This is a genomic window from Pedobacter sp. GW456-11-11-14-TSB4 (assembly GCF_059424425.1).
This window is the reverse complement of record NZ_JBWKZK010000001.1, coordinates 1521953-1546940: the sequence shown is the minus strand read 5'-3', so window position 1 is coordinate 1546940 and position 24988 is coordinate 1521953. Positions and strand designations below refer to the sequence as shown.

At 32.8% G+C, this 24988-nt stretch carries 24 protein-coding genes; 13 read left to right on the top strand and 11 right to left on the bottom strand.

All coding sequences use genetic code 11. The annotated features are described in order from the left end of the window. Positions 1-5 precede the first annotated feature (5 nt). On the top strand, positions 6-629 hold the full coding sequence (locus AC07XU_RS06975) for a hypothetical protein (protein ID WP_494942900.1): 624 nt from the start codon (positions 6-8) through the stop codon (positions 627-629). Between the two features lie 42 nt (positions 630-671). Next, on the top strand, positions 672-992 hold the full coding sequence (locus tag AC07XU_RS06970; protein WP_494942899.1) for a hypothetical protein: 321 nt from the start codon (positions 672-674) through the stop codon (positions 990-992). A gap of 194 nt (positions 993-1186) precedes the next feature. On the opposite strand, the gene tnpA is transcribed toward AC07XU_RS06970, so the two are convergent. Then, positions 1187-1474: an IS200/IS605 family transposase gene (tnpA, locus tag AC07XU_RS06965; RefSeq protein WP_494942898.1), complete on the bottom strand. Its 288-nt coding sequence runs from the start codon at positions 1472-1474 to the stop codon at positions 1187-1189. A gap of 625 nt (positions 1475-2099) precedes the next feature. On the opposite strand from tnpA, the gene AC07XU_RS06960 reads away from it, so the two are divergent. From AC07XU_RS06960 to AC07XU_RS06925, 8 genes are all read left to right on the top strand, one after another. Then, complete coding sequence (locus AC07XU_RS06960; protein ID WP_494942897.1) at positions 2100-2714, top strand: sugar O-acetyltransferase; 615 nt, start codon at positions 2100-2102, stop codon at positions 2712-2714. Positions 2715-3238: 524 nt separating this feature from the next. Beyond that, complete coding sequence (locus tag AC07XU_RS06955) at positions 3239-4507, top strand: DUF5690 family protein (RefSeq protein ID WP_494942896.1); 1269 nt, start codon at positions 3239-3241, stop codon at positions 4505-4507. 1 nt (position 4508) lies between these two features. Continuing rightward, on the top strand, positions 4509-5375 hold the full coding sequence (locus tag AC07XU_RS06950; RefSeq protein WP_494942895.1) for a carbohydrate kinase family protein: 867 nt from the start codon (positions 4509-4511) through the stop codon (positions 5373-5375). Positions 5376-5420: 45 nt separating this feature from the next. Continuing rightward, the gene (locus AC07XU_RS06945; protein ID WP_494942894.1) at positions 5421-5648 is read left to right on the top strand and encodes a DUF433 domain-containing protein; all 228 of its coding nucleotides are present in this window, start codon (positions 5421-5423) and stop codon (positions 5646-5648) included. A 250-nt stretch (positions 5649-5898) separates the two neighbouring features. Further along, positions 5899-6996 (top strand): vWA domain-containing protein, encoded by a 1098-nt coding sequence (locus tag AC07XU_RS06940; RefSeq protein ID WP_494942893.1) that lies wholly within the window; start codon positions 5899-5901, stop codon positions 6994-6996. Positions 6997-7106: 110 nt separating this feature from the next. Further along, a complete protein-coding gene (locus AC07XU_RS06935) occupies positions 7107-8591 on the top strand; it encodes a P-loop NTPase family protein (protein ID WP_494942892.1) in 1485 nt (494 codons plus the stop codon). Between the two features lie 76 nt (positions 8592-8667). Further along, the gene (locus AC07XU_RS06930; protein WP_494942891.1) at positions 8668-9924 is read left to right on the top strand and encodes a metallophosphoesterase; all 1257 of its coding nucleotides are present in this window, start codon (positions 8668-8670) and stop codon (positions 9922-9924) included. A gap of 90 nt (positions 9925-10014) precedes the next feature. Beyond that, a complete protein-coding gene (locus AC07XU_RS06925; protein WP_494942890.1) occupies positions 10015-10896 on the top strand; it encodes a UbiA prenyltransferase family protein in 882 nt (293 codons plus the stop codon). A 75-nt stretch (positions 10897-10971) separates the two neighbouring features. Here the strand turns inward: AC07XU_RS06925 and AC07XU_RS06920 are convergent, their stop codons facing one another. The 3 genes from AC07XU_RS06920 to AC07XU_RS06910 form a co-directional block, all read right to left on the bottom strand. Beyond that, positions 10972-11661, bottom strand: a complete 690-nt coding sequence (locus AC07XU_RS06920; protein WP_494942889.1) for a response regulator transcription factor — start codon at positions 11659-11661, stop codon at positions 10972-10974. Positions 11662-11742: 81 nt separating this feature from the next. Beyond that, positions 11743-13413: a sensor histidine kinase gene (locus tag AC07XU_RS06915; RefSeq protein ID WP_494942888.1), complete on the bottom strand. Its 1671-nt coding sequence runs from the start codon at positions 13411-13413 to the stop codon at positions 11743-11745. A 14-nt stretch (positions 13414-13427) separates the two neighbouring features. Beyond that, positions 13428-15320 (bottom strand): S9 family peptidase, encoded by a 1893-nt coding sequence (locus AC07XU_RS06910; RefSeq protein ID WP_494942887.1) that lies wholly within the window; start codon positions 15318-15320, stop codon positions 13428-13430. Between the two features lie 222 nt (positions 15321-15542). Between AC07XU_RS06910 and AC07XU_RS06905 the strand changes: the two genes are divergently transcribed. Genes AC07XU_RS06905 through rfbC form a run of 3 tightly spaced genes read left to right on the top strand, consistent with a single transcriptional unit; the run spans position 15543 to position 18246 of the window. Then, positions 15543-17351, top strand: coding sequence for a tetratricopeptide repeat protein (locus AC07XU_RS06905; protein WP_494942886.1), 1809 nt, complete (start codon positions 15543-15545; stop codon positions 17349-17351). Positions 17352-17389: 38 nt separating this feature from the next. Beyond that, positions 17390-17692, top strand: a complete 303-nt coding sequence (locus AC07XU_RS06900) for a DUF4286 family protein (RefSeq protein ID WP_494942885.1) — start codon at positions 17390-17392, stop codon at positions 17690-17692. Then, positions 17692-18246, top strand: coding sequence for a dTDP-4-dehydrorhamnose 3,5-epimerase (gene rfbC / locus AC07XU_RS06895; RefSeq protein WP_494942884.1), 555 nt, complete (start codon positions 17692-17694; stop codon positions 18244-18246). The genes AC07XU_RS06900 and rfbC overlap by 1 nt, the downstream gene beginning before the upstream one ends. A gap of 94 nt (positions 18247-18340) precedes the next feature. Here rfbC and AC07XU_RS06890 read toward each other — a convergent pair whose 3' ends face one another. The 7 genes from AC07XU_RS06890 to AC07XU_RS06860 all read right to left on the bottom strand — a co-directional run bounded on the left by AC07XU_RS06890 (position 18341) and on the right by AC07XU_RS06860 (position 24984). Further along, on the bottom strand, positions 18341-19183 hold the full coding sequence (locus tag AC07XU_RS06890) for an OmpA/MotB family protein (RefSeq protein WP_494942883.1): 843 nt from the start codon (positions 19181-19183) through the stop codon (positions 18341-18343). Positions 19184-19262: 79 nt separating this feature from the next. Further along, positions 19263-19934 (bottom strand): DUF2461 domain-containing protein, encoded by a 672-nt coding sequence (locus tag AC07XU_RS06885; RefSeq protein ID WP_494942882.1) that lies wholly within the window; start codon positions 19932-19934, stop codon positions 19263-19265. Between the two features lie 24 nt (positions 19935-19958). Then, positions 19959-20366 carry a DUF983 domain-containing protein gene (locus AC07XU_RS06880; RefSeq protein ID WP_494942881.1) on the bottom strand — a complete coding sequence of 136 codons (408 nt, stop codon included), beginning with the start codon at positions 20364-20366 and terminating at the stop codon, positions 19959-19961. A 24-nt stretch (positions 20367-20390) separates the two neighbouring features. Further along, positions 20391-20696 carry a hypothetical protein gene (locus tag AC07XU_RS06875; protein WP_494942880.1) on the bottom strand — a complete coding sequence of 102 codons (306 nt, stop codon included), beginning with the start codon at positions 20694-20696 and terminating at the stop codon, positions 20391-20393. Positions 20697-20747: 51 nt separating this feature from the next. Further along, positions 20748-22100, bottom strand: a complete 1353-nt coding sequence (locus AC07XU_RS06870; protein ID WP_494942879.1) for a DUF4302 domain-containing protein — start codon at positions 22098-22100, stop codon at positions 20748-20750. 3 nt (positions 22101-22103) lie between these two features. Next, complete coding sequence (locus AC07XU_RS06865; RefSeq protein WP_494942878.1) at positions 22104-23498, bottom strand: substrate import-associated zinc metallohydrolase lipoprotein; 1395 nt, start codon at positions 23496-23498, stop codon at positions 22104-22106. A gap of 7 nt (positions 23499-23505) precedes the next feature. Next, entirely contained in the window at positions 23506-24984 is a 1479-nt protein-coding gene (locus AC07XU_RS06860; protein WP_494942877.1) for a RagB/SusD family nutrient uptake outer membrane protein, read from the bottom strand. Positions 24985-24988 lie beyond the last annotated feature (4 nt).

The following is a 24988-nucleotide window of genomic DNA, read 5'->3' as shown; positions in this document are numbered from 1 at the left end:
GCTAAATGATAAGAAATTTAAAAATCTTAATCATCCCTCTAATATTTTATTTTAATGCAAATGCCCAAGATTACTATCGATATCAAAGGCTAATTAATGCTATCGATGAAGACATTATAAACAATGATTTAAAATCGGCATTAGCTAAAACAAACACCATTTACAACGACTATGATTTTATATATGCCCGTCATTGTATTAAAGCATTACAAATTAGTTGTGAACTTAATGATAGTCTCAAAGCAGAAGTTTGGCTTAAAAAATCATTTCTACAAGGGGTTCCAAAATGGATAATTTATTATAATGATATAACTAAAAAGGCAACTACTTATAAAAACACACAAACTATTTTGGCAGATTATGATGTTTTACATCAGCAACATTTAAGCAAACTTAATCTATCTGTACGCAAAACTGTAGATAGCTTAAGAGTACTTGACAAAAAATATACTGATAAAGTTAATTTAGATAATAATATACTTAAACTGATAATTTATAATTTGCAATGGCGGCGAAATAGCAGAAAGCAAGTAGAAATTTTAAAACCAATAATTACGAAATATGGATTTCCTGGAGAGAGATTAATTGGTTTTGTTGATACAATTAACCTTTCTTCAAAATATAAATAAAATTCATGGTACCGTTATTTAATCAGCAATTCTTCAGGAATAATGTTTACGCATTATTTTAGTATAAGAAGGAAAGACTTAAACAATTTATTATTCCCAAATATTAAAACGGGTTATTTACCCCCTAATGAGTATGCTGGTTTTAATGACTTTTTAGGACAATGGGGCAAAAGAAAATACAATAATTATCACTATAACGTTTGGCACAAAGATAAAGACCTTTCTCATCTGCCAGATATTGAAAAAAGAAGAGTCGAAATTGGCATGGAGACATTTGCAAGGCAAGAAGAAAAAATAAGTTTATTTAAAAAAATACAAACACCTAATGAAAAGAATAAAAAAATACTATTAGAGATTTTTTAATATACTAAAATTGAAATCAACACTCAAACCCATTTAAACAAGTAATCACTGTCAAATTCAATTTCAAATTTTTTCAAGAAATCTAAATACTCGTCCTTAAATGACACTTTTTGGTGGTGCTTTTTCTGATTTTGAATATAGCTAATGACATTATCTAATTGGCTATGGCTATATGAAAATGCACCAAAACCTTCTTACCATTTAAAGCTAAATTTTGAAAATTGTTTTTGATTGATAAAAGCATTAGACGACTTTTTAATTTCTCTAACTAAGTCTGAAAGGTTACAAGTTGGCCGCATTCCAATCAATACATGAATATGATCTGGCATTCCATTAATTGAAATTAACTTTTGATTTTTATTTTGAATAATACCTGTTATGTATTTGTACAATTCATCTTCCCAAGAAAAATCAATTAGTGCATTTCGGTTTTGAACTGCAAATACAATTTGAATATAAATTTGCGAATAGGTATTTGCCATAATTGAGTTTTAATTGCAAGTAAGTAAAATGTTTAATTTTAATAAATTGAATATACTAAATCAGCAGGATTTATTGTATCTATTGATAGCATACAAAATTATCCCAGCGGGATAAAATCTTTATAGAAATTTAAAAACCAATATTCGACCCCAGCTGGGGTCGAATGATAATTATTTTGAATCTATAAATATTTGACCTCGTTGAGGTCAAATGAATAGGTTTATACAATCTATTAGAGATCAATAGTTTTAATAATCGTAATTAATTAACACTTATAAGTCACTAAAGCTATATCAAACCACTTGATTTTAATAATTTGAAACTAAAACTATAAAATGGAAGTTTTTAGTTTTAATAAGTAATTCTTCTTTTAACAATTTACTAAATTATCCCAGAGGTATAAAATATTTATAGCTAATGATATAGAAAATATTCGACCCCAGCTGGGGTCGTACATCGATTGATTATTAAACCTATAGATATGTGACCTCTCCGAGGTCTATTAAATTTACAGGTAATAAATATGCGCTTTAGTATAAACAGAGCGTTAAATTAAAATATTTATGATTCACTATGGCTTCATCAAACCAGTTGATTTTATTAATTTGCAACTAAAACTATAAAATGGAAGTCGATAAATTCTCAGAAAAACAAAAAATGCTAGCGGGTAAAGCTTACCAAGCAGGCGATGCAGAATTAGCTAAAGAGCGATTAAAAGCTCGTGAAATTGTTTATGAGTTTAACAATTTAGCTCCAAAGCATATTAAACAACGCAAAGAGTTGGTTAAAAAGTTGTTCGGTAAAACCGAAAGAATGTTTTACATAGAACCACCTCTTAGATGCGATTATGGTTACAATATTGAAATAGGTGATAATTTTTACGCAAACTTTAATTTGGTAATTTTAGATTGTGCCAAGGTAAGTATTGGAAATAATGTCTTTATTGCACCAAACGTTGCAATTTACACTGCTGGGCATCCTATCCACCAACATCTCCGCGATCAAGAATATGAATGGGCACAAGAAATTACTATTGGAAATAGCGTTTGGATTGGTGGCAATGTAGTGATTAATCCTGGGGTTAAAATTGGTTCTAACGTTGTGATTGGCTCTGGAAGTGTAGTTACCAGAGACATTCCAGATAACGTTTTTGCAGCTGGCAATCCTTGCAGGGTAATACGCCAACTTACAGATGCAGATAAGGATTATTACTATAAAGATTTTAAACTTGGCGAATAGTTTCATTAACCACAGATAAAAAAGGATAAACACAGATAAAATTTTTTCTGAAGTGTTTAACACAGCTCTTCGGAGTTTGTAACTCCGAAGCCGTACCGAAGGATCTCTGATCCTAAGTAACTACAAATTGAATTGGAAAATAATAATTCGACATTACAAATGTTGAATAGCATTGACTGTAAAATATCGAATTAAATTAAACGTTGGCGGAGACGCCAACGTATGAGCTTTTTCATCTTGGCGTCCTCGCTAACATCTGCAGAAAAGATTTTAAACACAGCTCTTCGGAGTTTATAACTCCGAAGCCGTATCGAAAGATCTCTGATCCTAAGTACACCACAAATTGAATTAAAAATATAATAATTCAACATTACAAATGTTGAATAGCATTGACTGCAAAATATCGAATTAAATTAAACGTTGGCGGGACGCCAACGCTGGAGTTTTCTCATGTTGGCGTCCTCACCAACATTTATAGAAACAAACTGACATTGCTTTTCTAAAAAATTAGCCTATATTCAAAAATGGTTAATACAAACAAGCAGCAAATTAAAACCGGACTTTATGCAGCGGTAGTTGTTTTTTTAGCCTACACCATGATTTTCGGCTTCAGAAAATCCTTTACTGTTGCCACATTTGATGGCTTAACCATTGCAGGTTACAGTTATAAAACAATCTTGGTAATCAGTCAAATGTTGGGGTATTTACTGGCTAAATTTTATGGCATCAAATTTATTTCAGAACTAAAAAGAACAGGAAGAGGGAAAATCATCATAGTCTTAACCTCAATTGCTTGGCTAAGTTGGCTGTTTTTTGCTATTGTTCCTTTACCATATAATATCATTTTTTTGTTTATAAACGGTTTCCCTTTGGGTATGCTTTGGGGAGTAGTATTTTCTTATGTAGAAGGGCGCAGAAGTACCGATTTTATTGGTGCAACTTTGGCAGTTAGTTTCATTTTTGCTTCGGGCTTTGTAAAATCTGTTGGCGCTTGGCTAATGGTAACATTCGGCATAACAGAGTTTTGGGTTCCATTTTACACCGGTTTAGTTTTTTCGTTACCCTTAGTTTTATTTATCTACTTAATGGAAAAAATACCTGCTCCAATAGAAGATGATATAAAATTTAGAGCAGAACGTATCCCCATGACTAAATTAGATAGGCAAAAATTCATTACAGACTTTTTAGGCGGCCTAATTGCATGTGTAATTATCTACTGCTTTGCTACCATTTTTAGAGATATAAGAGACAATTTCGGCGCCGAGATGTGGAAAGAAATGGGTTATTATAATCAGCCAGCTATATTTGCAAAAACAGAAACGCCAATAACCCTTATTGTTTTAATATTAATTGGCAGCATGGTTTTAATTAAAAACAACTTTTTAGCCTTAAAAACTGCACATTACTTTATTTTTATTGGTTTCATTTTGGCAGGTACATCTACTCTACTTTTTAAAACAAATGCACTAAGCCCAATATGGTGGATGACTTTAGTTGGCCTAGGCCTTTACATGGTTTACATTCCTTTTAACGCTGTATTTTTCGATCGTTTAATTTCTACATTTAAATACGCCAGTAATGTTGGGTTTTTAATTTACATCGCCGATTCTTTTGGTTATGTTGGCAGCATAGGTGTGTTATTAAGTAAAGAGATTTTTAAAATTCAACTGAATTGGGTTGCATTTTTTTCGAACAGTGTGATGATTTTATCTGTTGTTGGAGGGTTGTTAACCATATTCTCATTAATTTATTTTAGCAAAAAATATAAATTAATGGTACCAAATCAAAAGTAAGATGCAAAAAACAGTAGTTTCTATTGGCGAAATTTTATGGGATGTTTTCCCAGAAGGCAAAAAAGCGGGTGGCTCATCTATGAATGTTGCCTTAAATTTACATAAACAAGGTATAAACAGTAAATTTATTAGTGCCATAGGCGATGATAATAATGGAAAGGAATTAATTGATTTTTTGGCATCTAATGATTTCCCTACAACCTTAATTCAGGTTAACAACTTGCCTACAAGTACAGTTGAAGTTAAACTTGATGAACAACAACAGGCAACTTATACCATTGTAGAACCAGTTGCTTGGGATGCGATTGAACTTAGCGATGAAATTATTGATACGGTTAAAGATGCCGATGCTTTGGTTTATTGTTCATTAACCTGCAGAAATGAAACAAGCAAAAACACAATTCTGAAATTATTAAACCACGCCAAATTAAAAGTTTTTGATATAAACCTACGAGAACCATTTTATACGCTAGCAACTTTGAAACTGCTGCTTTCTGCTGCAGATATTTTAAAAGTGAATGAGCATGAGTTGGTCTATTTAAAAAACGAGCTTAATTTATCGGGTAATACAGATGAGCAGTTAGTAAAACAATTAAGCTTGACTTTCGACATCCAAATTATCTGTTTAACTGTTGGCGAAAAAGGTGCTTATGTTTTACATGATGAATTTTTCCATCATCACAAAGGCTACGCTATTAAAGTAGCCGATACTGTAGGTGCAGGCGATTCATTTTTGGCAACTTTTGTAGCAAGTTACCTAAATGGTTATCCGATGGATGCAGTTTTAGATAGAGCTTGCAAAGTAGGTTCTTTTGTAGCATCGCAACATGGCGCAAATCCAACTTATGGTGATGAGGTTTTTAATTAGAAATTTTTACATGTATTTTTCTTAACTTATTATAAACTCTTGACCATGGAAAATTTCATAAAATATATAAATATTGATCCAAATGTGCATTTTGGTAAACCTTGCATAAAAGGCACAAGAATTACTGTTCAAGATATTTTAAGTTGGCTGGCTTCTGGTATGTCATCTGAAGATATAGTTCACGATTTTCCGAAATTACAAGAAGAACATATTAAAGCGGCTTTATTTTTTGCTGCCAACAGCGAAACTAGAACTCGCTTAATCTCTGCATAATGAAATTAGTGCTTGCGTTAGGGATTGTAAGGGTTTGTGCCGTTTTTCACGGCACCGAAGCGAAGCGTAGCCCTGCAAAGCCCGACCCTTGCGCAGCTTGGGAAACGCCCAAATTAAGTTAGCAATTTTCAGTTTACAGTTGGCAGTTGTAACTTTCAGCTTTAGTCTTTCAACTCCCTTAAATATGACACCACGCTTAAAATACTAAGTTGCTAAACTTTTACCTTCGATAATTCGTTTATACAAGCACATGAGAGGTTTCGAGTTTTCTAAATTTTTACCCAGCGATTTACCAAAAGGTGGTTTCGACGAACTGTTAAAGCTTTTTACCGAATTGCTAAACTACACCGCGGGTGATGCTGGTGAAACTTTAGCTTGGATGAATGAGCTAGATAAGCAATATAAATTTACCAATAACGATTATGGGATGGGTGATTTTATTGACGATTTGAAGGAAAAAGGTTATCTAAAAGAAGAAAATGGTGAACAAAAAATAACTGCTAAAACCGAACAAACCATCAGAAAATCTGCTTTAGAAGAAATTTTTGGTAAACTGAAGAAAGCCGGAAAGGGAAACCACAACAGCAACATTTCTGGAATTGGTGAGGAGAAAAATGCTGACAGAAGGGAATATTCTTTTGGCGATAGTCTGGATCAAATAGACATGACAGCTTCTATCCAAAATGCACAAATAAACCATGGTATTGGAGATTTTACATTAACAGATCGGGATTTAGAAGTAGAAGAAAAAGATTATAAAACCTTAACTTCAACAGTGTTGATGATTGATATTTCGCACTCGATGATTTTGTATGGTGAAGACAGAATTACTCCAGCCAAAAAAACTGCAATGGCTTTAGCAGAGCTGATTAAGACGAAATATCCGAAAGATACCCTAGACATTGTTGTTTTTGGTAACGATGCTTGGCCAATAACCATTAAAGATTTACCTTACTTACAAGTTGGCCCTTACCACACTAATACCTTAGCAGGATTAGAACTCGCAACAGATTTACTAAGAAGAAGAAAAACACATAATAAGCAAATTTTTATGATTACCGATGGTAAGCCAACTTGCCTTAAAGAGAATGGTAGATATTATAAAAATAGCATGGGTTTAGATAGAAAAGTAATTGGTAAAACAATGAATATGGCTGCACAATGCAAGCGATTAAATATTCCAATTACCACCTTCATGATTGCTCAAGACCCATATTTACAACAATTTGTTCGTCAGTTTACACAAGTTAACTGTGGTAGAGCTTTTTATAGCTCATTAACCGGCTTAGGCGAATACATTTTTGAAGATTACATTAAAAATAGAAGAAAAACTTTTAGGGGAAATTAAAATTGAAGTCCGAAAGTTATTGGTCCGAAAGACGGAAAGATATGACACATTATTAGGCTTCCAAACTTCGGACTTACTGACTTTACTGACTTCCCGACTAAATAAAAAATATGCAAGCAAAAACATTAGGCGAATTAAAAGCCAGCAACTATATTTCATTAAGCGTTAAAGACGAATTAAGAAAAAATCTAATCGCTCAGTTAAAAGCTAAAGAAGAAGGCTTTGAAGGGATTTTAGGTTATGAAGAAACCGTAATTCCAGAACTACAGACTGCAATTTTATCACGACATAACATTTTGTTGCTAGGTTTACGTGGCCAAGCAAAAACAAGAATTGCCCGTTTACTGGTTAATTTATTAGATGAATATATTCCTTACGTTGCTGGAAGTGAAATTTTTGATGACCCATTGAATCCAATCTCGTGGTTTGCTAAAAATGAAATTGCTACCAAAGGTGATGATACTCCAATTTTATGGCAACACCGCAGCGAACGCTATACCGAAAAGTTAGCTACGCCAGATGTTACCGTAGCCGATTTAATTGGTGATGTTGACCCAATAAAAGCCGCAACTTTAAAGTTAACTTATAATGATGAACGTGTAATCCATTTTGGTTTGATACCAAGAGCACACCGTAGCATTTTTGTAATTAACGAATTGCCAGATTTACAAGCTCGTATACAAGTGGCATTATTTAATATGCTACAAGAAAAAGATATTCAAATTCGTGGTTTTAAATTACGTTTGCCTCTTGATATTCAGTTCGTATTTACGGCAAACCCTGAAGATTACACCAATCGTGGTAGCATTGTAACGCCATTAAAAGACAGAATTGAAAGTCAGATTTTAACGCACTATCCTAAAACGATAGAAATTTCTAGAAAAATTACTTTTCAGGAAGCGAAACTTACAGAAGAGCAACGTACGTTAATTGAAGCTGATGGTTTGGTAAAAGACCTAGTAGAGCAAATTGCTTTCGAAGCTCGTAAAAGTGAATTTATAGATCAAAAATCTGGAGTTTCAGCACGTTTAACCATTTCTGCCTATGAAAATCTGATTAGCAACGCAGAGCGAAGAATGCTAATCAACAATGAAAAAAATACTTTTGTTAGGTTATCAGATTTAAGTGGAATAATTCCGGCAGTAACTGGTAAAATAGAATTAGTTTATGAAGGTGAGTTAGAAGGACCAGCAAAAGTTGCCCATACCCTAATTGGCAAAGCGATTAAAAGTTTATTCGCACGTTATTTTCCAGATCCGGAAAGAGCTAAGAAAAGTAAAAATGCTAATCCTTATACCAAAATTACCGAATGGTTTACCGAAGGCAACACTATTGCTGTTGCTGATGACCAAGATTTAGCAAAGTATACCAAAGAGCTAAAAGCAGTTGATGGTTTATATGATTTGGTTAAAAAATTCCATCCAAAATTAAGCGAAAATCAAACCTTATTATTGATGGAATTTGTATTGCATGGTTTGGCAGAATATTCTCAGGTAAGTAAAAACTACATTAATGGTGGTTTTGGTTTCGCAGATATGTTTGATAGCTTGTTTAATGTAGATTTAGATGATGAGGAAGATGAAGATTTTAGGTAACAAGTTAAAAATTAGTTGTAAAACTATGAATCGTAACTTTATTAAAATTTTTAATCTAAAGCTATAAAACTTTTAAATGTCTCAGTTCATTACGTTATCTATCATCACATTAATTCTATTAGTTCTAGATTTTTATTGTTTTAGGGCAATTTCATCAGTTTTTAAAAATTGGAAACCAAATACTAAAAAATGGTTTAAAATTTCTTATTGGGGCTATACTATATTATTAATTATAGGTGTTTTTGGTTCTGTATATTTTAAAAATTCGTTATTTCTATCTTTAAAATCTATTATCCTGGTATCATTCTTTTTAACATTGGTATGCAAATTAATGTTGCTTCCATTTTTGTTGGTAGATGATTTAAGGAGATTGTTACTGAAATTATTTAAACCTAAAAAGAAAGAGATTGAGCTCGCTAAAGAAGAAATTACAGCCGATAAAATTAGTCGCTCAGCATTTTTAGTAAAAGCAGGCTTGGTAGCCGCTGCTGTTCCTTTAACATCATTAAGTTGGGGTATTGTTTCTGGTGCTTATGATTATAGAGTTAACCGAGTAAAATTGGTTTTGCCCAACTTACCAAAAGCATTTGATGGCATTACCATGGCGCAAATATCTGATGTGCACTCTGGTAGTTTTTACAACAAAACCGCAGTTAAAGGCGGTATTGATATGCTTTTGGCAGAGAAACCTGATTTTGTATTTTTTACAGGCGATTTGGTTAATAATTTAACCAACGAAATGAGAGATTATCAAGATATTTTCTCGAAAGTGAAAGCACCGCTAGGTGTTTTTTCGACTTTGGGTAATCATGATTATGGTGATTATCATTTTGGACAAGAAAGTTCTCCTGCTAAGATCAAGAATTTACAGGATATGTTTACAACTCATAAAAACATGGGTTGGAATTTGTTAATGAATGAAAACCGACGCTTAAAAGTTGATGGAGAAGAAATTGGCATTTTAGGAATAGAAAATTGGGGTATGGGTCGTTTCCCTAAGTACGGTAAAATGGAATTAGCTCACCAAAATACTGAAGACTTGCCTATAAAGTTATTACTCTCACATGATCCATCGCATTGGCGAGGAGAAGTTTTGCAAAAATACAAAGATATTGACGCGATGTTTAGTGGCCACACCCACGGTATGCAATTTGGAGTGAAGCTAAAAGAAATACAATGGAGCCCTGTTCAATACATTTATAAAGAATGGGCAGGTTTATATCACGAACAAAATCAGCAGTTATATGTTAATGTGGGATATGGATTTTTAGGCTATCCAGGTAGAGTTGGTATTTTGCCAGAAATCACGATATTTACCTTGAGCAAGGCTTAACAGAATTTTGAGTGACTGTTTTTTTATTGATTGATATTTGCGATAAGCTTCATCATTCCATCATGCAAAATGCTAACATTGTATCATTTTATGATTAAAAAGGTATTTTTTGCCATATTAGATTTTCTGCTTTTTAGCAATTTATTTATTGCATTGTGCGCTGTAGCACAAGGTCTGGTTACCTATCACCTACTTCAACTTCCGCCAGATAAATATGTTTTAATGCTCTTGTTCTGTTCAACTTTGTTGATCTACAATTTAAGCATGTTATTAGCAAAGCCGAAAAACCCAGATCAATCACCTTTTAAAAGAGTGAGATGGATTTTTGAACATCATCGGCTCATTATATCAATTACTTTAGTAGCTGTTTTATGTATCATCCCGTTGGGCTTATGGTATTTGAGCATTCAATCTCAAATTTTGATGGCGTTTGTGGGTTTAATTGCACTGGCCTACAACTTCCCCTTCCTAACATTAAATGAAAAAAAAATCGGGCTTAGAAATTTACCAGGTATTAAATTATTTTTAATTGCATTTGTTTGGTCTATGAGCTGCGTACTTTTGCCAATAGTACAAATTGAAAGTAATTTAAGCTTTTCTATTACTTTAGGTGCCACTTTGCTGTTAATCGCTAAGCGATTTTTATTCATTTGCGCCATCACCATACCATTTGATATTAGAGATTTATATCAGGATAAATTGTATGAACTTAAAACTATACCGGTAATTTTGGGCGAAAAAAAAGCTTGGATTTTTTGCCAAGCTTTATTAGTAATCTGTTTTATTCTTTTAATTCTTTTCACCAAAGAGTTTAATCTTGATGTTTTAGGTTTAGCCTTAACACTTTTGTTAACAGGCTGGCTTATCTTTAAATCTAACCTAAAAAGAAACGAATATTATTATTTCTTTTTTTTAGATGGGATGATGATTTTGCAGTTTATTATTTTAGCAATTTTAGCATTGCTAAAATAATTTAGAATGCGAAATGGATTGAATTATTGAATACCAAAATCCAAAACTTCAATCATTCAAAATTCAATCAATTTACTATCCAGCATTAAAACGATAGCCAATACCTCTAACTGTTTGCAACAATTGCGGATTATCTGGATTTAGCTCTATCTTTTTACGCAAACGTACAATATGCATGTCTAGCGTACGGGTATTCACATCAGAATTGTAACCCCAAACTACCAACATCAATTCATCACGATTAATAACCTTATTTGGATTACGCAAAAAGTACAACAATATTCTATTCTCCAGAATTGTTAATTCAATTTTCTTGCCATCACGAAACAAAGTATGAATGTTTGGATGATGTTCCATATTGCCAAAACGATGAATTTCTGAACGATCGTTGTTTAGCAAAAACTTCACTTTACTATCTAACATAGCTACCAAAACGTCCATATTAAATGGTTTAGTTACGTAATCTGATGCACCAAAATTATAAGCATCGATTTTATCTACATCTTGCGCTTTGGCTGTCATCATGATAATTAACCCTTCATAACCTTTTTTACGAACTTCTTCGCACACTTCAGCGCCTTCTTTACCTGGCAACATCCAATCTAGTAAAACGATGTCTGGTTTTTCATTTAGAATGGTATCTACGGCAGTTGTACCATCACTATTCTCAAGCACTTCATATGCTTCTGCTTGCAAACGATGAACTACTAAAAAACGTAAATTTTCATCATCTTCAACTATTAGTATTTTAATTCCTTTAGACATATTTTTATTGTTTTAAGGTTGGAAAGTTGAAAAGTTGGAAAGTTGGCAAGCAACATTACAACGTTAAAACACTACAACATTTCAATTATTATAAGGTAATACAATTTTAAATTCCGTTCCTTTATCTACCACACTTTTCACCGAAATTTCGCCGTTCATAAAGTTAACAAGTTCCTTACAGAAAGCCAAACCTAAACCTACGCTCCCGTTTTGGTTATACCGATTTTGTACACGATAAAACTTTTTAAAGATATTATTAATTTCTGATGACGGAATACCTATTCCACCATCTTTAAACCTTAACACAACTCTATCTTTAATCAATCTGGCAGTAATATGTAGTTTTTTATGATCAACAGGCGAATATTTATAAGCGTTTTCGGCCAAGTTATCAAATAGACTACCTAGCAACACCGGATCTGTTACAAATGTTTTAAACCCAGAAATCTCATAGGTAAAATTAAAATCAGGATGTTTTAAAGTATGCGCTTCAATTGTGCTTTCAATAAAATCTTCAATATTAATTTCATCTTGATTTAAAGTAATTGCTTTGTTTTCAATTTGAGTAAAGGCAAGCAATTTATTCATTAAGCCATTTAACTTATCAGCCTCTTCATCTAAAATCCGGCCATACATTTGTTGTTCTTTAGACGACAGACTTGCGGCACTCTTTATGTTATTACCTGCAATTTTAATTACACTTACCGGCGTTTTAAACTCATGTGTTAAATTGGTAATAAAATCATACTGTAGCTTAAACATTTTATGATTGATATTTAAGTTTCTATAAATTAGAAAGCCTACTAACATTAACAATCCATAAAAAAACAAAAGTAAAGCGGCTATTGGCAGAAAATAGCTAAATACTTCATTTTTAATAAAAGATCTAGACGACATGAAAAATAGCTTATAGTCAGAAAACGGGCCCCCTAATGTAATTTCGCCAGTAACATATTCTGATGAAGCATCTATCGGATCATAAGTAATAGGAACAACTTTAACGCTTTGATATAATAACGGCCTTGTGTTATTGATTTTAATCAGATTTGGATCTAGCTGAAAAGAAAGCATATCTTGCTGATATACAGGTTCATCCTCCAACTTATTCATCACCATTTTTTTGTAGTTTTTTAAAATTTCAAAACTTGGAATGTTAAAATAATCAATCCTATTGGCCTGGATATTGGTAAAATTACTAAATAGCTCTTCCTGAGTTGGAACAACAGTAGTGTCTAATTTTTGAACAAAATTGATTAATTTAAAAGTTACCGTATTAAAATTTTCTAGCGTCGTGTTGCTTTTATCTTGGTTTACACCAACAATTTTTCTTGCTTTTCCTTTGCCAACACTATTAAATTGGTAAACCCGCTTCATTCCAACAGAAAAGTTTCCAAGGTTTATGCCATCATCAAAGTAATTTTCGTTTTTTACCTCAGTATCATAAAACACAACTTTAGTAATAAATGGATATTGGATCAAAATTGTATCAACAAATTTAGAAGCTGTGGCAGAATCTAAATAACCGTTATAAAAAGAAATTTCGGGAAGCTTATTCAGAAAAAAATCATTGTATGGCTTAATACTTTCTTCTAACACATTGGCTTTGGCCGATACAAAATCATTTTCGATATTCTTTCGGCTAAATTTATAAGCTAAAAAAAGTGAAAGAATAAATATGGCAGAAATTAAGCCAATAAAGGTTGCAATTAGCAAGAAATTTTTACGGTAACCACTGTCTTTTTCTGATACCATTATAATTGATCAGGTTATTTCTTTTTCAAATTACTATCCAAAAATTGTACTAAAGCTGAATAAACTTTTTGCCTGCTTTCCTCACGTTTACTTACAAAATGCGAATCTTCCTTTTCGAAATAAGTTACGGGTACATTTCGCTTTTTAAGTTCTTTTACCAACCTAAGTGCATCATTAGCATTAATGCGTGGGTCTTTATTATTTTGTGTAATAAAAATAGGAATATTAATTTTATCGGCATGAAATAATGGCGAAACTTGGCTCATGTAATCAGCCTCAGTTATTGGATTACCAACAATTTCATAAAACATCTGCAAATTAGATTTAAAATATGGTGGAATGGAATTTAAATAACTAAATAAATTTAATACACCAGAGTTAGACGCTGCACATTTGTATAATTGCGGACTTTTTATTGCAGCGCTTATAGCGATGTATCCACCAAAACCACTGCCATAAATAGCTATCTTTTTTGGGTTTGCAATATTTTCATTAATTAGCCATCTCACACCATCATCAATATCATCTTGTATTTTACCGCCCCACTGCTTAAAACCAGCAGCATAAAAGTTTTTACCATAGCCAGCAGATCCTCGGTAATTAATTTGCATGACCGCATAACCTCTGTTTGCAAAAAACTGCACTTCAGCATTATATCCCCACGTATTTCTTTGTCCTGGGCCACTATGTGGTAACACAATTAATGGTAAATTTTTAGCCTCTTTATAAAGTGGTAGTGTTAAATAACCATTAATTTTTAATCCATCTCTAGACGTGTAACTAATTGGCTTCATCTCACACATCTGATCTTCTTTTATAGCCGAATTAATATCAGATAGTTTTTTGAGTTTACCAGAGGCTGCGATATATAAATAATACGAACCCGGATTTCGATCTGTAAATGTTCTAATGATAAAAACATTTTCATTTTTATCCCTATCTATTACTCGATATTCTGTTTTAGGTAAAAGCTTATCCAATTTTTCATAAAATACCCTTGCAGTATCATCTAAATAGTGCTTTTCCTTTTTCCAAGTTTCACCAACCACATATTCCATCTTACCCTTTCTTCGCGAATATTGAGCATCAACAACGTTTAAAGTATCACTGGCAAATAACACACTTTTTTCTTTACCTGTAATACAATCTAGCTCAATTAATGCACTTTTATCTCTGTTTACATCAGATACGGCGTAAACAATGTTTGGCTTATTTTCTGAAAAAGCTACTGGAAACAAAGTAGTTTTAAAATTATTAGTGATAATAGATTTAAATTTTTGGTTTTCACTTTCGCGATATAAAAACGTTTGATTAACACCATCGCTTGAAATAGCCATTCTTAGTTTACCTTTGTTATCAGTCATCCAATTGGTAATGTTACCTGGATTTTGGGCAACAATTTGCATCTCGCCATCTCTAACATTTAAACGATATACATCAGAAACTGTAGAATCTCGTTGATTTGATAATACCAACAGATATTTATTTTCTATTAACTGATCTTCTAAAACTCTAATCCGAGCCTTTGCATTTGTACTTAACTGGCGTTCATCTTTACCCTCTTTATTGATGATAAAAATATCAGACTGAAAGCGTACGCCTTCTTTTTCTTTGTAGTAAATCAATTCATTGTCACTTACCCATGAGTGAAAACTGATGTTTTTTTCTTGAAGTTTAGTAAGCTGCACTAATTTGCCTGTTGCAATGTCTTCTACAAAAAGATTTTGTTTTTTATCCTGCAACTTTAAGTACGACAGGCTTTTACCATCTGGAGAAATGCGATAGCTTGCCTTATCCTGCGATTTAAAAAAATCGTTTACAGGAATAATAGCAACCTTATCACTTGAGTTACAAGCAAAAAAGAAGGCCAAAAGCACCAACCAAAGATATATTTTCTTAACTGTCATTTTCTATGCAAAAATAAGCAACCCTATTTGGCAAAGTAAGTAATCATTAATATTGTTACTTAACCAAAATTACTTGCAATGCTCAATGTAGCTACATTGTGAATATTTCAAAACACATAATCCGTAACAATTAGAATACGCTCAATAAATTTTCGTTATTTTAGTAACTAATAAAGCAATAGCTTTAGGATGAGATTAAGCCAAAAACATTTTTTAAACGTAATGAATAAATTAATTTTTATCATATTTTTTTTAACATGCAGCATTACAGTATATGCACAAAATAATGTTGATGAAGCTTTGGCATATCAATACTATCAACAAGCAGATTACGAAAAGGCTGTTGTATTGCTAGAAAAGCTCTTTAACAATACTAAAAACGACGCTTACTTTGATTTGTATTTTACTTCCCTCATTAAAATAAAAAAATACACTGAAGCCGAAAGCATGCTTAAAAAGCTTATTAAACAATACCCGCAGAAACAAAACTATGCCATTGCCTTAGGCAGAGTGTACCAAGAAAACGGACGAACTGCAGAAGCTGATAAAATTTTTCTAGAAGCAATTAACAGCACGCCAAAAGACGAAAACACGTTTAGAGAACTTGCCAATAATTTTTACAGAATTGAAGCTTACGATAAGGCCATCTTGGTTTTTTTGCAAGCCAGAAAACTTTTCGATGATGAAAAAATGTTCGTTTACGAGTTACTGAGTATTTATAGATTTAGAAAAGATAAACAAGCCTTAATACAGGAATACATTAACGCATTAGCAGATGAACCGATACTTTTACCACAGGCTCAAAATGTTTTTGCTTCTATTTTTGAAGACAAAAATGATTATCTATTACTACAATCAGCTTTGCTAAAAAAAATACAAAAAACCCCCGAAATTGAAGTGTATAATGAACTATTGACATGGCAATTTATACAGCAGCAAGAATATGAAATGGCTTTAAGGCAACTAATTGCACAAGATAAACGCACCAAGGGTGATGGCAATTCTTTATATAATACTGCCAATATTTTTGTAGCAAACAAGGCATATCCAACCGCTATAAAAGCATACGAGTATATTTTAACTAAAGGTGAGGATAACGAATTATTTTTACCTTCTAAAGCTCAATTGGTTAATGTAAAATATGAGTTGGCTATCTCTGGAAAATTTGAACAACAGCAAATTGAGCAACTAGCTAATGATTACGAGGCTATTTTAACACAATATGGAAAGAATAGACAGACCCTTTTTGCTTTAAGAAAACTTGCTTACTTAAAAGCATATCATCTTAACGATTTAAAAAAAGCGGAATTAACTTTAGAGCAAGCTTTGTTGGTGCCCCAAATTTCACCAAATGATATCGGACAAATTAAACTAGAGCTAGGAGACATCTATATATTGACTAAACAACCTTGGGAAGCAATATTAACCTATGAGCAGGTTGCCAAACAATTCGAAAACCAAGCAATTGGCAATGAGGCCAAATTTAAATCTGCAAAATTATCATTTTATCAAGGCAACTTTGAATATGCTAAATCTCAAGCAGATGTACTTAAAGCGGCAACAACGCAGCTCATCGCAAATGATGCTATTAATTTGAGCCTTCTAATTTCAGACAATTTACAAAACACAAATGATAGCTTAGCTCTTAAAATGTATGCAGATGCCGAGATGCAACAATTCATGAACTTATCTAAACAAGCTTTAACAAAATTAGATAGTATAAATATCGTACATCCAAACAATAGTTTAGCAGATGATATTTTAATGGCAAAATCTAAAATTTACCTTAAGTTAAGTGAAATTGAAATGGGCACTAAAATGTTAAAGGAAATTATTGCCAATCACCCTGAAAGTATTTGGATAGATGATGCCTTATTTACTTTGGCCGATTTGATGGAGAAAAAATTAAACAATACAGAAGAAGCCAAAAATCTATATCAAAAATTAATGACAGACTTTCCGGGAAGTATGTTTAATGCAGAAGCTCGCAAAAGATTCAGAAATATTAGAGGAGACAGTTTGGGCATTTAAACGTTAAAGGCTTAAAAAAATAAATTTATCTTTGTGGCATGTTATTATACAACGTTACTGTTATTATAGAAGAAGCAGCTGCTGATGAATGGCTGCAATGGATGAGAGAAACACACATGCCAGAAGTTATGGCTACTGATAAATTTGTTTCTAATCGCATGTTAAAAGTTTTAGATTCTCCGAATGAAGGTGTTACTTATTGCATACAATATGTTGCTGAAAATTTAACTGCATATAATGATTACCAGCAAAACTTTGCTCCAAAATTACAAGCAGATTTACAAAGCAAATTTGAAAACAGATTAGTTACTTTTAGAACATTGATGGAATTTATTGACTAATGAATATTATAGAAACTCCAATTGAAGGACTTTTAGTTATCGAGCCAAAAGTTTGGGAAGATAGCCGAGGATATTTTTACGAAAGCTACAGTGATAAAGCCTTTGAGAACGCTAACATACATGCAAAATTTGTGCAAGATAACCAGTCATTTTCTCAAAAAGGCACCTTACGCGGCTTACATGCACAAGCGCCACCTTTTGCACAAGGCAAATTAGTTAGAGTTATACAAGGTGCGGTTTTAGATGTTGCTGTTGATATTAGAAAAAACTCTAAAACTTATGGTCAGCATTTTACTATAGAATTAACAGGCAAAAACCATAAGCAACTTTGGATGCCCCCTGGTTTTTTACATGGCTTTGTTACTTTAGAAAACAACACCATATTTACCTATAAAGTAACCAACTATTACGATAAAAACTCTGAAATAGGCATCATGTGGAATGACCCTGATTTGAACATCAACTGGTCTGAAACAGTAAGTGAAAATGAGTTTTTATTATCAGAAAAAGATCTGCTTTTGGGTGATTTTAAAACACTTAAAAGCCCTTTTTGATTTCCTGACATTATATATTACGAAGCAATTTTACGATAAACATACGTTAAGATATCGTTTTTGATTGCTTCGTAATTTGTGAATAACGATGTGCTTATTGCTTTATCAAATCGTATAATTCATCTAATTTAGGTGAAAGTACAATTTCAATTCTACGGTTTTTGCTTCTTCCTTCGACGCTAGTATTTTCGCCTAATGGCTGAAACTGTCCTTTACCTGTAGCTGTCATTCTTACACTTTCTACTTTTTGTTCATCAGTTAAAAAACGAACCACTGATGTAGAACGTAAAACACTCAAATCCCAATTATCCTTGATTTGCCCCAAATTGTTTATTTTTTGAGAATCTGTATGCCCTTCTACCGCAATATTTATTTCTGGTTGTTGTTTTAAAACAGTCGCCAACTGCGTTAAAGCCTGTTTTCCTTTTTCATCAATAATAATACTACCTGATGGGAAAAGCAATTTATCGGTAAGTGAAACATATACCTTTCCGTTTTTAATTTCAACTGTTAATCCGTTTTTGGTAAAGCCCAATAAAGCATCTTGCAATTTGGCTTTAAGCTGATTGGTTGCCGCATCTCTTTTCCTCAAAATCTCTTCAACCTCATTTAAACGTTGTTCTCGTTTCTTTAAATCTTCAGATAATTTGTTAATTTCTGTAGAACTATTACTTCTCAATTTGGCGTAATTCGCGTCCATTGTTTCATATTTCTCTCTCAAATCAACTAATTGACTATTTAAGTTTGCAGTGTCTGTTCTTAAACGAGCTATTCTTGTTTCTAAACTTTCATTGTTTAACTGAGATTCATTCCACCCTGTGTTTAATGAATCTTGTTTGGCCAATAATGCTTTATATTTTTTGGGAGATAAAATTACGCAAGAACTAATTGATGCAGCAAATAAGAAAACTGTAAAGGCAATGAAGAGGTTTTTCATGTATGGCTTGTTAAAGTTTATTGGTTTTTATTAATTGAGTAACGAATAAAGCTTGCTAATATTTTTAATCGATTTTAGATTAATCCACATTGGCATCGGTAGCTTTTCTCAAAAATAGCACAAATGGTTGTATGGTAACAAATGCAGTTATCAACTTATCAACTATTGTTGGTTTTAAAAATTCAGAATCAGCTATCGGAAAAGTAGCTATAAAGCTTTTTAACTTTAAAAATTCTATTTGCGGATGGTCAATTTCATATCCCTTTGGTGCTTTTTTAAGTTTATCTTCTTCACTAAGTTTATAAGTTTGTTTAAACTTTGTATCGTTTACAATTTCCAAAAACTCATCCGTACTATAATCTATCTCTTCTCTAATTTTTTTAAGTACTGCTGCTTCTGGTTGCCAAAAACCTACCCCAAAAAAACAGTTGCCCGGTTGTATGTGTAAATAATAACTTGGCGTATTTGGACCATAACCCTTTACATCAAAAGCAATTCCGTAATTTTTTTTGTAAGGATCTTTATTTTTACTAAACCGAACATCTCTGTAAATACGCATTAATGCTTTTTTGGGCTCAGTATCTGATGAGTATTGAGGGTCAATTGCAGAAAGTTCTTTAATCAGCTTTGCGATGAAAGGAAACAAATCTGCCTTTGCTTCTTCATATAAATGTTTATTTGCGGCAAACCATTCTCTATTGTTATTTGCCGCAACGAGATTTAAAAAATTGATGGTTTCTTTTTTTAACATGGCGTATTGTTTTATTAAAAATTGCTAACTGGAAGCTATTTTATCATAAGCTGCATTATATTTAATTTTTGGAGACAATAAATGCAATAAAATGATGCGTGAATATCGATAATTAAAAGGCGATAACAACAATGAGGTTAAAAATATAACGCCAACATACAGCCAAACAGAGTCGAAATCTAATCTTCCGCCAGATAAATAATATGTTACAAAACCCATGCTGATCATTTCAATCATATTCATAGCATAACTCACATACATTGCGGCATAAAAGTAGCCCGGTTCTATCTCAAACCTTTGGTTACAGTGCCCACATTTGTTATTGGTACGCTGAATATTAAAACCGTAAGTATTGCCGGTAAAAATATCTCCTCTTCTACAGTGCGGACATTTACCTTTTACAATTGCATACAATTTAGATGTTTTCTGCATAGTATGACAATATATAGAATGGTACTAACTATTGGCAGTTAATGATGATGCCTTTTTACGGTAATTTCTATACCACAACACGCCAATGCCAGTAATTAATAGATAAGGAATTGCCAAAAGATAGATGATACCCGAATTTAAGCCCTTACTTTGTGTATTGCCATTTTTTGTGCCTTGCTCTGCACTAATGGTACACATAGAACATTGTGCTTTTACCTCTGGCGCTACTGCGGTGGTAGCTACCAAAATAAATAAGATAAATAGAATTTTCTTAAACATTAACACAAAGGTAATGATAAAATTTAAGGAGAGTTTTAAAATTTGTGTCATAAAAAAACCCTCACTTTAACGGTGAAGGTTTTTTTATTTATGGAGTTCTTTTTAAAAAGTTAAACCACCATAAAAATAGGATGTTGGGTCTGCTACGCGATATAAGCCGCCCATAGTTAAGGCATTTGCAGGATCTGTTGATGTTACCCAATCTATTTTGAACGGACCACTTAAAAAGAAATCTCTAACCCCATCATATTCTGTTCCTCTCGCGGTCCAGTTACCATCGTATGCTGGATTACTTAAGGTAATTACATCGTTATTAATGGTATAATTAAATGTTGCATTTGCAACAAATGTGGTTGTAGCATTTCTTGGACTAATAGATAGTGTAGCTGTGGTAGAATTTGTAAGTGTAAATGAAATAGAAACAATAGTTCTTGCCCCTCCACTAGTTACAGCAGCCAACCTTGTTGCCAAAGCTTGATAAATAGCATTAAACTTAGAGTTTACGCCAGTTGGCAATGAAGAACCCACAGAAATCCTTCTGTAAGTGCCATTATATTTTAACAATAAATTTAATGGGGTAAGTGGTGTCGGATTACTTTTAATGATATACTCTTTACCCGTTTTATCATAAACTGCCAAAGTAGTAGCATCTTTCCATAAAATCTTTACAAAAGTAATTCCGTTAAAAACCAAGCCACCACCTAATAAATCTGCTCCATCTAATTTTAATGCAAACTTGGCTGTACCTGCTGCTGTGCTAACTCCATCAGCCAAAACACCTGTAAAATTAACTCTTTTACCAGTTGCAAGTGTGTTATTAAAATCTAAAGACATGCCTGCTCTAAGCGTAGCATTACCAGAGGTATACTCAATATAAGGATTTCTGGTATTGCTAAAAAAAGCTTTAAATTTATCAATTGCCGTTTTATAATCGCCAGCCTCATAAAGCGCTTTTTGTGCAGCAGTTGCTTTAACCATTACCAACGGCTGTCCGTACTTTTTACCTGTAAAAAATAAACTATCAGCGGTTGATCTGTTATGCACAAATTCTATGTCACTTTTGTAACCAGTAGCAGCAGCACCACCAAATACAGAAGGTACAGGGTCTACCAATAATGAAATGTAGTTAAAGGTATCAAAAATCAACTCGGTACCTAAAACGGTTTTTAACCTATATGTTGATGTAGCTGGTGTTACGATAGATGTATTATTTAAATCTCCCATCATTTTAACATTTTCAGCCTCATCGAAAGACATGTAAAAACCATAACCGCCACCGGCGAAAGTTGGCAATGTTGCAATCCAACCACTTGGCGAACTTAATAATTTGGCTCTTACTTCAGTAATCGATTCTTTTAATCTCTCTTCAGGTTTCTGTTCAAAAACTGGATCTGAAGACTTTTTACAGCTACCAAAAGCAATAAGTGCTGTAAATAATATAAATAATTTTTTCATATCCTATTTCAAAGTTATTGGTCCGTAAAAATAATTTGTTGGCGTGCCACTTACCGAAAAGCCAGCAAAAGTTCTATACAATGGATTGGTTGCTGTAATGCCAGTTGGAAGCCAAGATGCAATAAATGTTCTATTGGTTAAATATGGTAACATATAGGTTTCAAACGCTGGCAAAGTGGCCGGATTTTGTCCATTGGTATAGTTTGTACCAACTCCCTCTGGAATAACTTTTGAGAATATTACCTCACCCGTGGTCGAATTTACGGTATAGCTAAAATTATAGTCAGCATTTAATGTACTCGTTCCACTAACGTACACTATCCTAAAAGTCATTGTAGAAGCACTAGTAAAAATAAATTGGAAATTTTGTAAAACTCTTGGAGCTACAATCATTGCCTTGTAGTTATTAAACAATGTGTTAAAGGCTGTTGAAAATCCATAAGTAGTATAATGAGATGCAGCTGGATCGTAAAGCAATGTATTTATTCTATTATTTTTTAGCATAATAGGAAATGTTTGCGTAATATCTGCTGGATCTGTAGCACCATAATTAGTTTTTAAAACCCTTTGTACTTCATTCTGAAGTGACTTAAAATCGATATTATAATAATCTTTGTAATAACCGTAAACTAACTTCTCCTTTTCTCTAAGTTTAGCAGCCGCATTGGTATTTGTTGTTGCCAGATAGTTCTCAAAATAAACCTGCCCTTCAACTAATAAAAAAGCTACCATTTCCGCGAAATCTTCACCAAATGAACTTCTAGAATATCTAGAAATAAAACCTAACTCTTTAGCGACGGCATCTGTGTTTGCTGAACCAGTCCAATCTGCTGTATAATCTGCTTTTGATACCTGTTCAAAGGCTGGTGGGATAATGATATTTTGGTTTAAAATATGAGTAAACTCATGATGTATGGTTCTAATTTTTCTTTTTACATCATTTGCACTTGCAAAGTTTAAGCTATTCAATTCGTATAGTATTACTGTTCTTCCCGCATCTGCAGAACCTAATGTAATAGAGCCATTGGTGTTATAAGATGGCGATCCATAAAGCACAAATTGTTTTGGAGTATATGTTTTAATGAAAGCTTTGCCTGCTATTTTTTCAAAAGGTTGTAAAAACGAAGTTAATACGGCATTCATCATTGGCTGCACCTTATTCAATTCGACAGGAGATAAATCTCTATTTACATCAGTTAAATTTCTCTCGAATCTGTAAACTGTAGATATGTTGTAAGGTTGCTCTAAATTTGTGATTAACCACTTATCAATATCACCTTTAACATAGTTATCGGTATTGAATTGAGTTAAATCTACATCTAAATTCTCTTTTTTATTACAAGAGAATATTGCTAATGCAATTAAAAGTAGGGTTAATTTATTTATAATATTTTTCATGATCTAATTATCTAGGATTTAATGATACACCAGCCAATTGAGCTTCTTTTGGTATTTGAAACATCCTTCTATTATCTGTTGGCGATAAAGTTTTAAAGGTTTCTGTACCATCAGGTGCTAAAAAATTATGTCTAACTGGCAAATGATGTCTTACAATATCCATCCAACGCATTCCTTCGCTCATCCATCCAATTTGCTTAAACTGTAGCACTGTTTTCAACAAAGCATCTTTATCATCAGTTACATTAAAAAATGTTTTTGCTTTGGCTAAAGTTACCCCATGAGTTGTAGCATTATAATTTGCTATACGGGCAGATGCAAAGGTATTTAAGTCTGCAATTGCCGCATCGAAATTTCCCTTCTGTATATAAGCTTCAGCACGATTAGTTAAGCCTTCTTCTGCTAAGAATAGTGGTTGCATAATGTAAGGAAAACCTATCCCTGCAGTAACATTAGTGTAATAAAAATATTCATTTAAAGTATAGGTTACGTAATTATTGTCTGACCATCTTAAACCTTTATTGATAAATCTTGCGCCAGTTACAGTTAAACCATTATAAATGTTTGTAAAAATAGATGTTCCAAAACCATAACGGGTTGTTCCACCTACTGAACTTCTTTGATAGGTAGAATAAGTCTCACCCAATAGAATATTGTAATTTTTATCTGCTTTGGTAATTTCTGTTCTGAATTCTTCAGACGTATAATTTACAAGTGTAGTATTCCAAGGACGTTGGTTGTTTAAATAGTTACCGTTAGGAACAACTAAGTTTGAATGCTCAATTACTTTGTCCCAATTACCTTTAAACAGATAAAATCTTGATGCAAAAGCATGGGCAGCAGCAGGAGTGAAATGATACTTTGGCACTTTCCAAGTTCCACCATCTAATAAAGGTAACCCTTCTTCTAAATCTTTTTCAATTTGTGCATAAACTGATGCAACGGTACCTCTATTGTATTGTGGTAAAGTAGTTGTTTCTGGAGCTAAAACATAAGGAATACCTGGCGAGTCATTTGCTGTACCAATTGTATATTCCTTTGCAAAAAAAGTAACCAACATAAAATGGGCATAAGCTCTAGCAACTAATGCTTCACCTTTATACGGATTAACGGTGGTGCCAAAGTTATTTTTTGCAATAGCATCCAATGCTTGATTTGCATTATTAATTGCTGCATAACAAGCATTCCAATATTGAGTTGGTGTATTATTTCCTGAATCTTCAATATCCTGCCAATTGTATAAGCTTACAAATGGCTCATTGATATGACCTACGCCAAAACCCTTATCTACTACATTGTCAGAATAAGTTTCGGCCATTGCTAAATAATTATTTTTAGGATAAGCTGACACTAATAATTGAGCTACCTTGTCAACAGTGTTGATTTCTGCTCTCATATCGGGGTTTTTGTCTAAGTATTTTTTACAAGAACCTAGAGACAATGATATCCCGATTAGGGCTAATATATATTTATTACTAAATTTCATAATT

Coding starts and splice junctions, on each gene's coding strand:
- AC07XU_RS06975 (WP_494942900.1), top strand. CDS start 6: ATGATAAGAAATTTAAAAATCTTAATCATCCCTCTAATATTTTATTTT.
- AC07XU_RS06970 (WP_494942899.1), top strand. CDS start 672: ATGTTTACGCATTATTTTAGTATAAGAAGGAAAGACTTAAACAATTTA.
- tnpA (WP_494942898.1), bottom strand. CDS start 1,474: ATGGCAAATACCTATTCGCAAATTTATATTCAAATTGTATTTGCAGTT.
- AC07XU_RS06960 (WP_494942897.1), top strand. CDS start 2,100: ATGGAAGTCGATAAATTCTCAGAAAAACAAAAAATGCTAGCGGGTAAA.
- AC07XU_RS06955 (WP_494942896.1), top strand. CDS start 3,239: ATGGTTAATACAAACAAGCAGCAAATTAAAACCGGACTTTATGCAGCG.
- AC07XU_RS06950 (WP_494942895.1), top strand. CDS start 4,509: ATGCAAAAAACAGTAGTTTCTATTGGCGAAATTTTATGGGATGTTTTC.
- AC07XU_RS06945 (WP_494942894.1), top strand. CDS start 5,421: ATGGAAAATTTCATAAAATATATAAATATTGATCCAAATGTGCATTTT.
- AC07XU_RS06940 (WP_494942893.1), top strand. CDS start 5,899: ATGAGAGGTTTCGAGTTTTCTAAATTTTTACCCAGCGATTTACCAAAA.
- AC07XU_RS06935 (WP_494942892.1), top strand. CDS start 7,107: ATGCAAGCAAAAACATTAGGCGAATTAAAAGCCAGCAACTATATTTCA.
- AC07XU_RS06930 (WP_494942891.1), top strand. CDS start 8,668: ATGTCTCAGTTCATTACGTTATCTATCATCACATTAATTCTATTAGTT.
- AC07XU_RS06925 (WP_494942890.1), top strand. CDS start 10,015: ATGATTAAAAAGGTATTTTTTGCCATATTAGATTTTCTGCTTTTTAGC.
- AC07XU_RS06920 (WP_494942889.1), bottom strand. CDS start 11,661: ATGTCTAAAGGAATTAAAATACTAATAGTTGAAGATGATGAAAATTTA.
- AC07XU_RS06915 (WP_494942888.1), bottom strand. CDS start 13,413: ATGGTATCAGAAAAAGACAGTGGTTACCGTAAAAATTTCTTGCTAATT.
- AC07XU_RS06910 (WP_494942887.1), bottom strand. CDS start 15,320: ATGACAGTTAAGAAAATATATCTTTGGTTGGTGCTTTTGGCCTTCTTT.
- AC07XU_RS06905 (WP_494942886.1), top strand. CDS start 15,543: ATGAATAAATTAATTTTTATCATATTTTTTTTAACATGCAGCATTACA.
- AC07XU_RS06900 (WP_494942885.1), top strand. CDS start 17,390: ATGTTATTATACAACGTTACTGTTATTATAGAAGAAGCAGCTGCTGAT.
- rfbC (WP_494942884.1), top strand. CDS start 17,692: ATGAATATTATAGAAACTCCAATTGAAGGACTTTTAGTTATCGAGCCA.
- AC07XU_RS06890 (WP_494942883.1), bottom strand. CDS start 19,183: ATGAAAAACCTCTTCATTGCCTTTACAGTTTTCTTATTTGCTGCATCA.
- AC07XU_RS06885 (WP_494942882.1), bottom strand. CDS start 19,934: ATGTTAAAAAAAGAAACCATCAATTTTTTAAATCTCGTTGCGGCAAAT.
- AC07XU_RS06880 (WP_494942881.1), bottom strand. CDS start 20,366: ATGCAGAAAACATCTAAATTGTATGCAATTGTAAAAGGTAAATGTCCG.
- AC07XU_RS06875 (WP_494942880.1), bottom strand. CDS start 20,696: ATGACACAAATTTTAAAACTCTCCTTAAATTTTATCATTACCTTTGTG.
- AC07XU_RS06870 (WP_494942879.1), bottom strand. CDS start 22,100: ATGAAAAAATTATTTATATTATTTACAGCACTTATTGCTTTTGGTAGC.
- AC07XU_RS06865 (WP_494942878.1), bottom strand. CDS start 23,498: ATGAAAAATATTATAAATAAATTAACCCTACTTTTAATTGCATTAGCA.
- AC07XU_RS06860 (WP_494942877.1), bottom strand. CDS start 24,984: ATGAAATTTAGTAATAAATATATATTAGCCCTAATCGGGATATCATTG.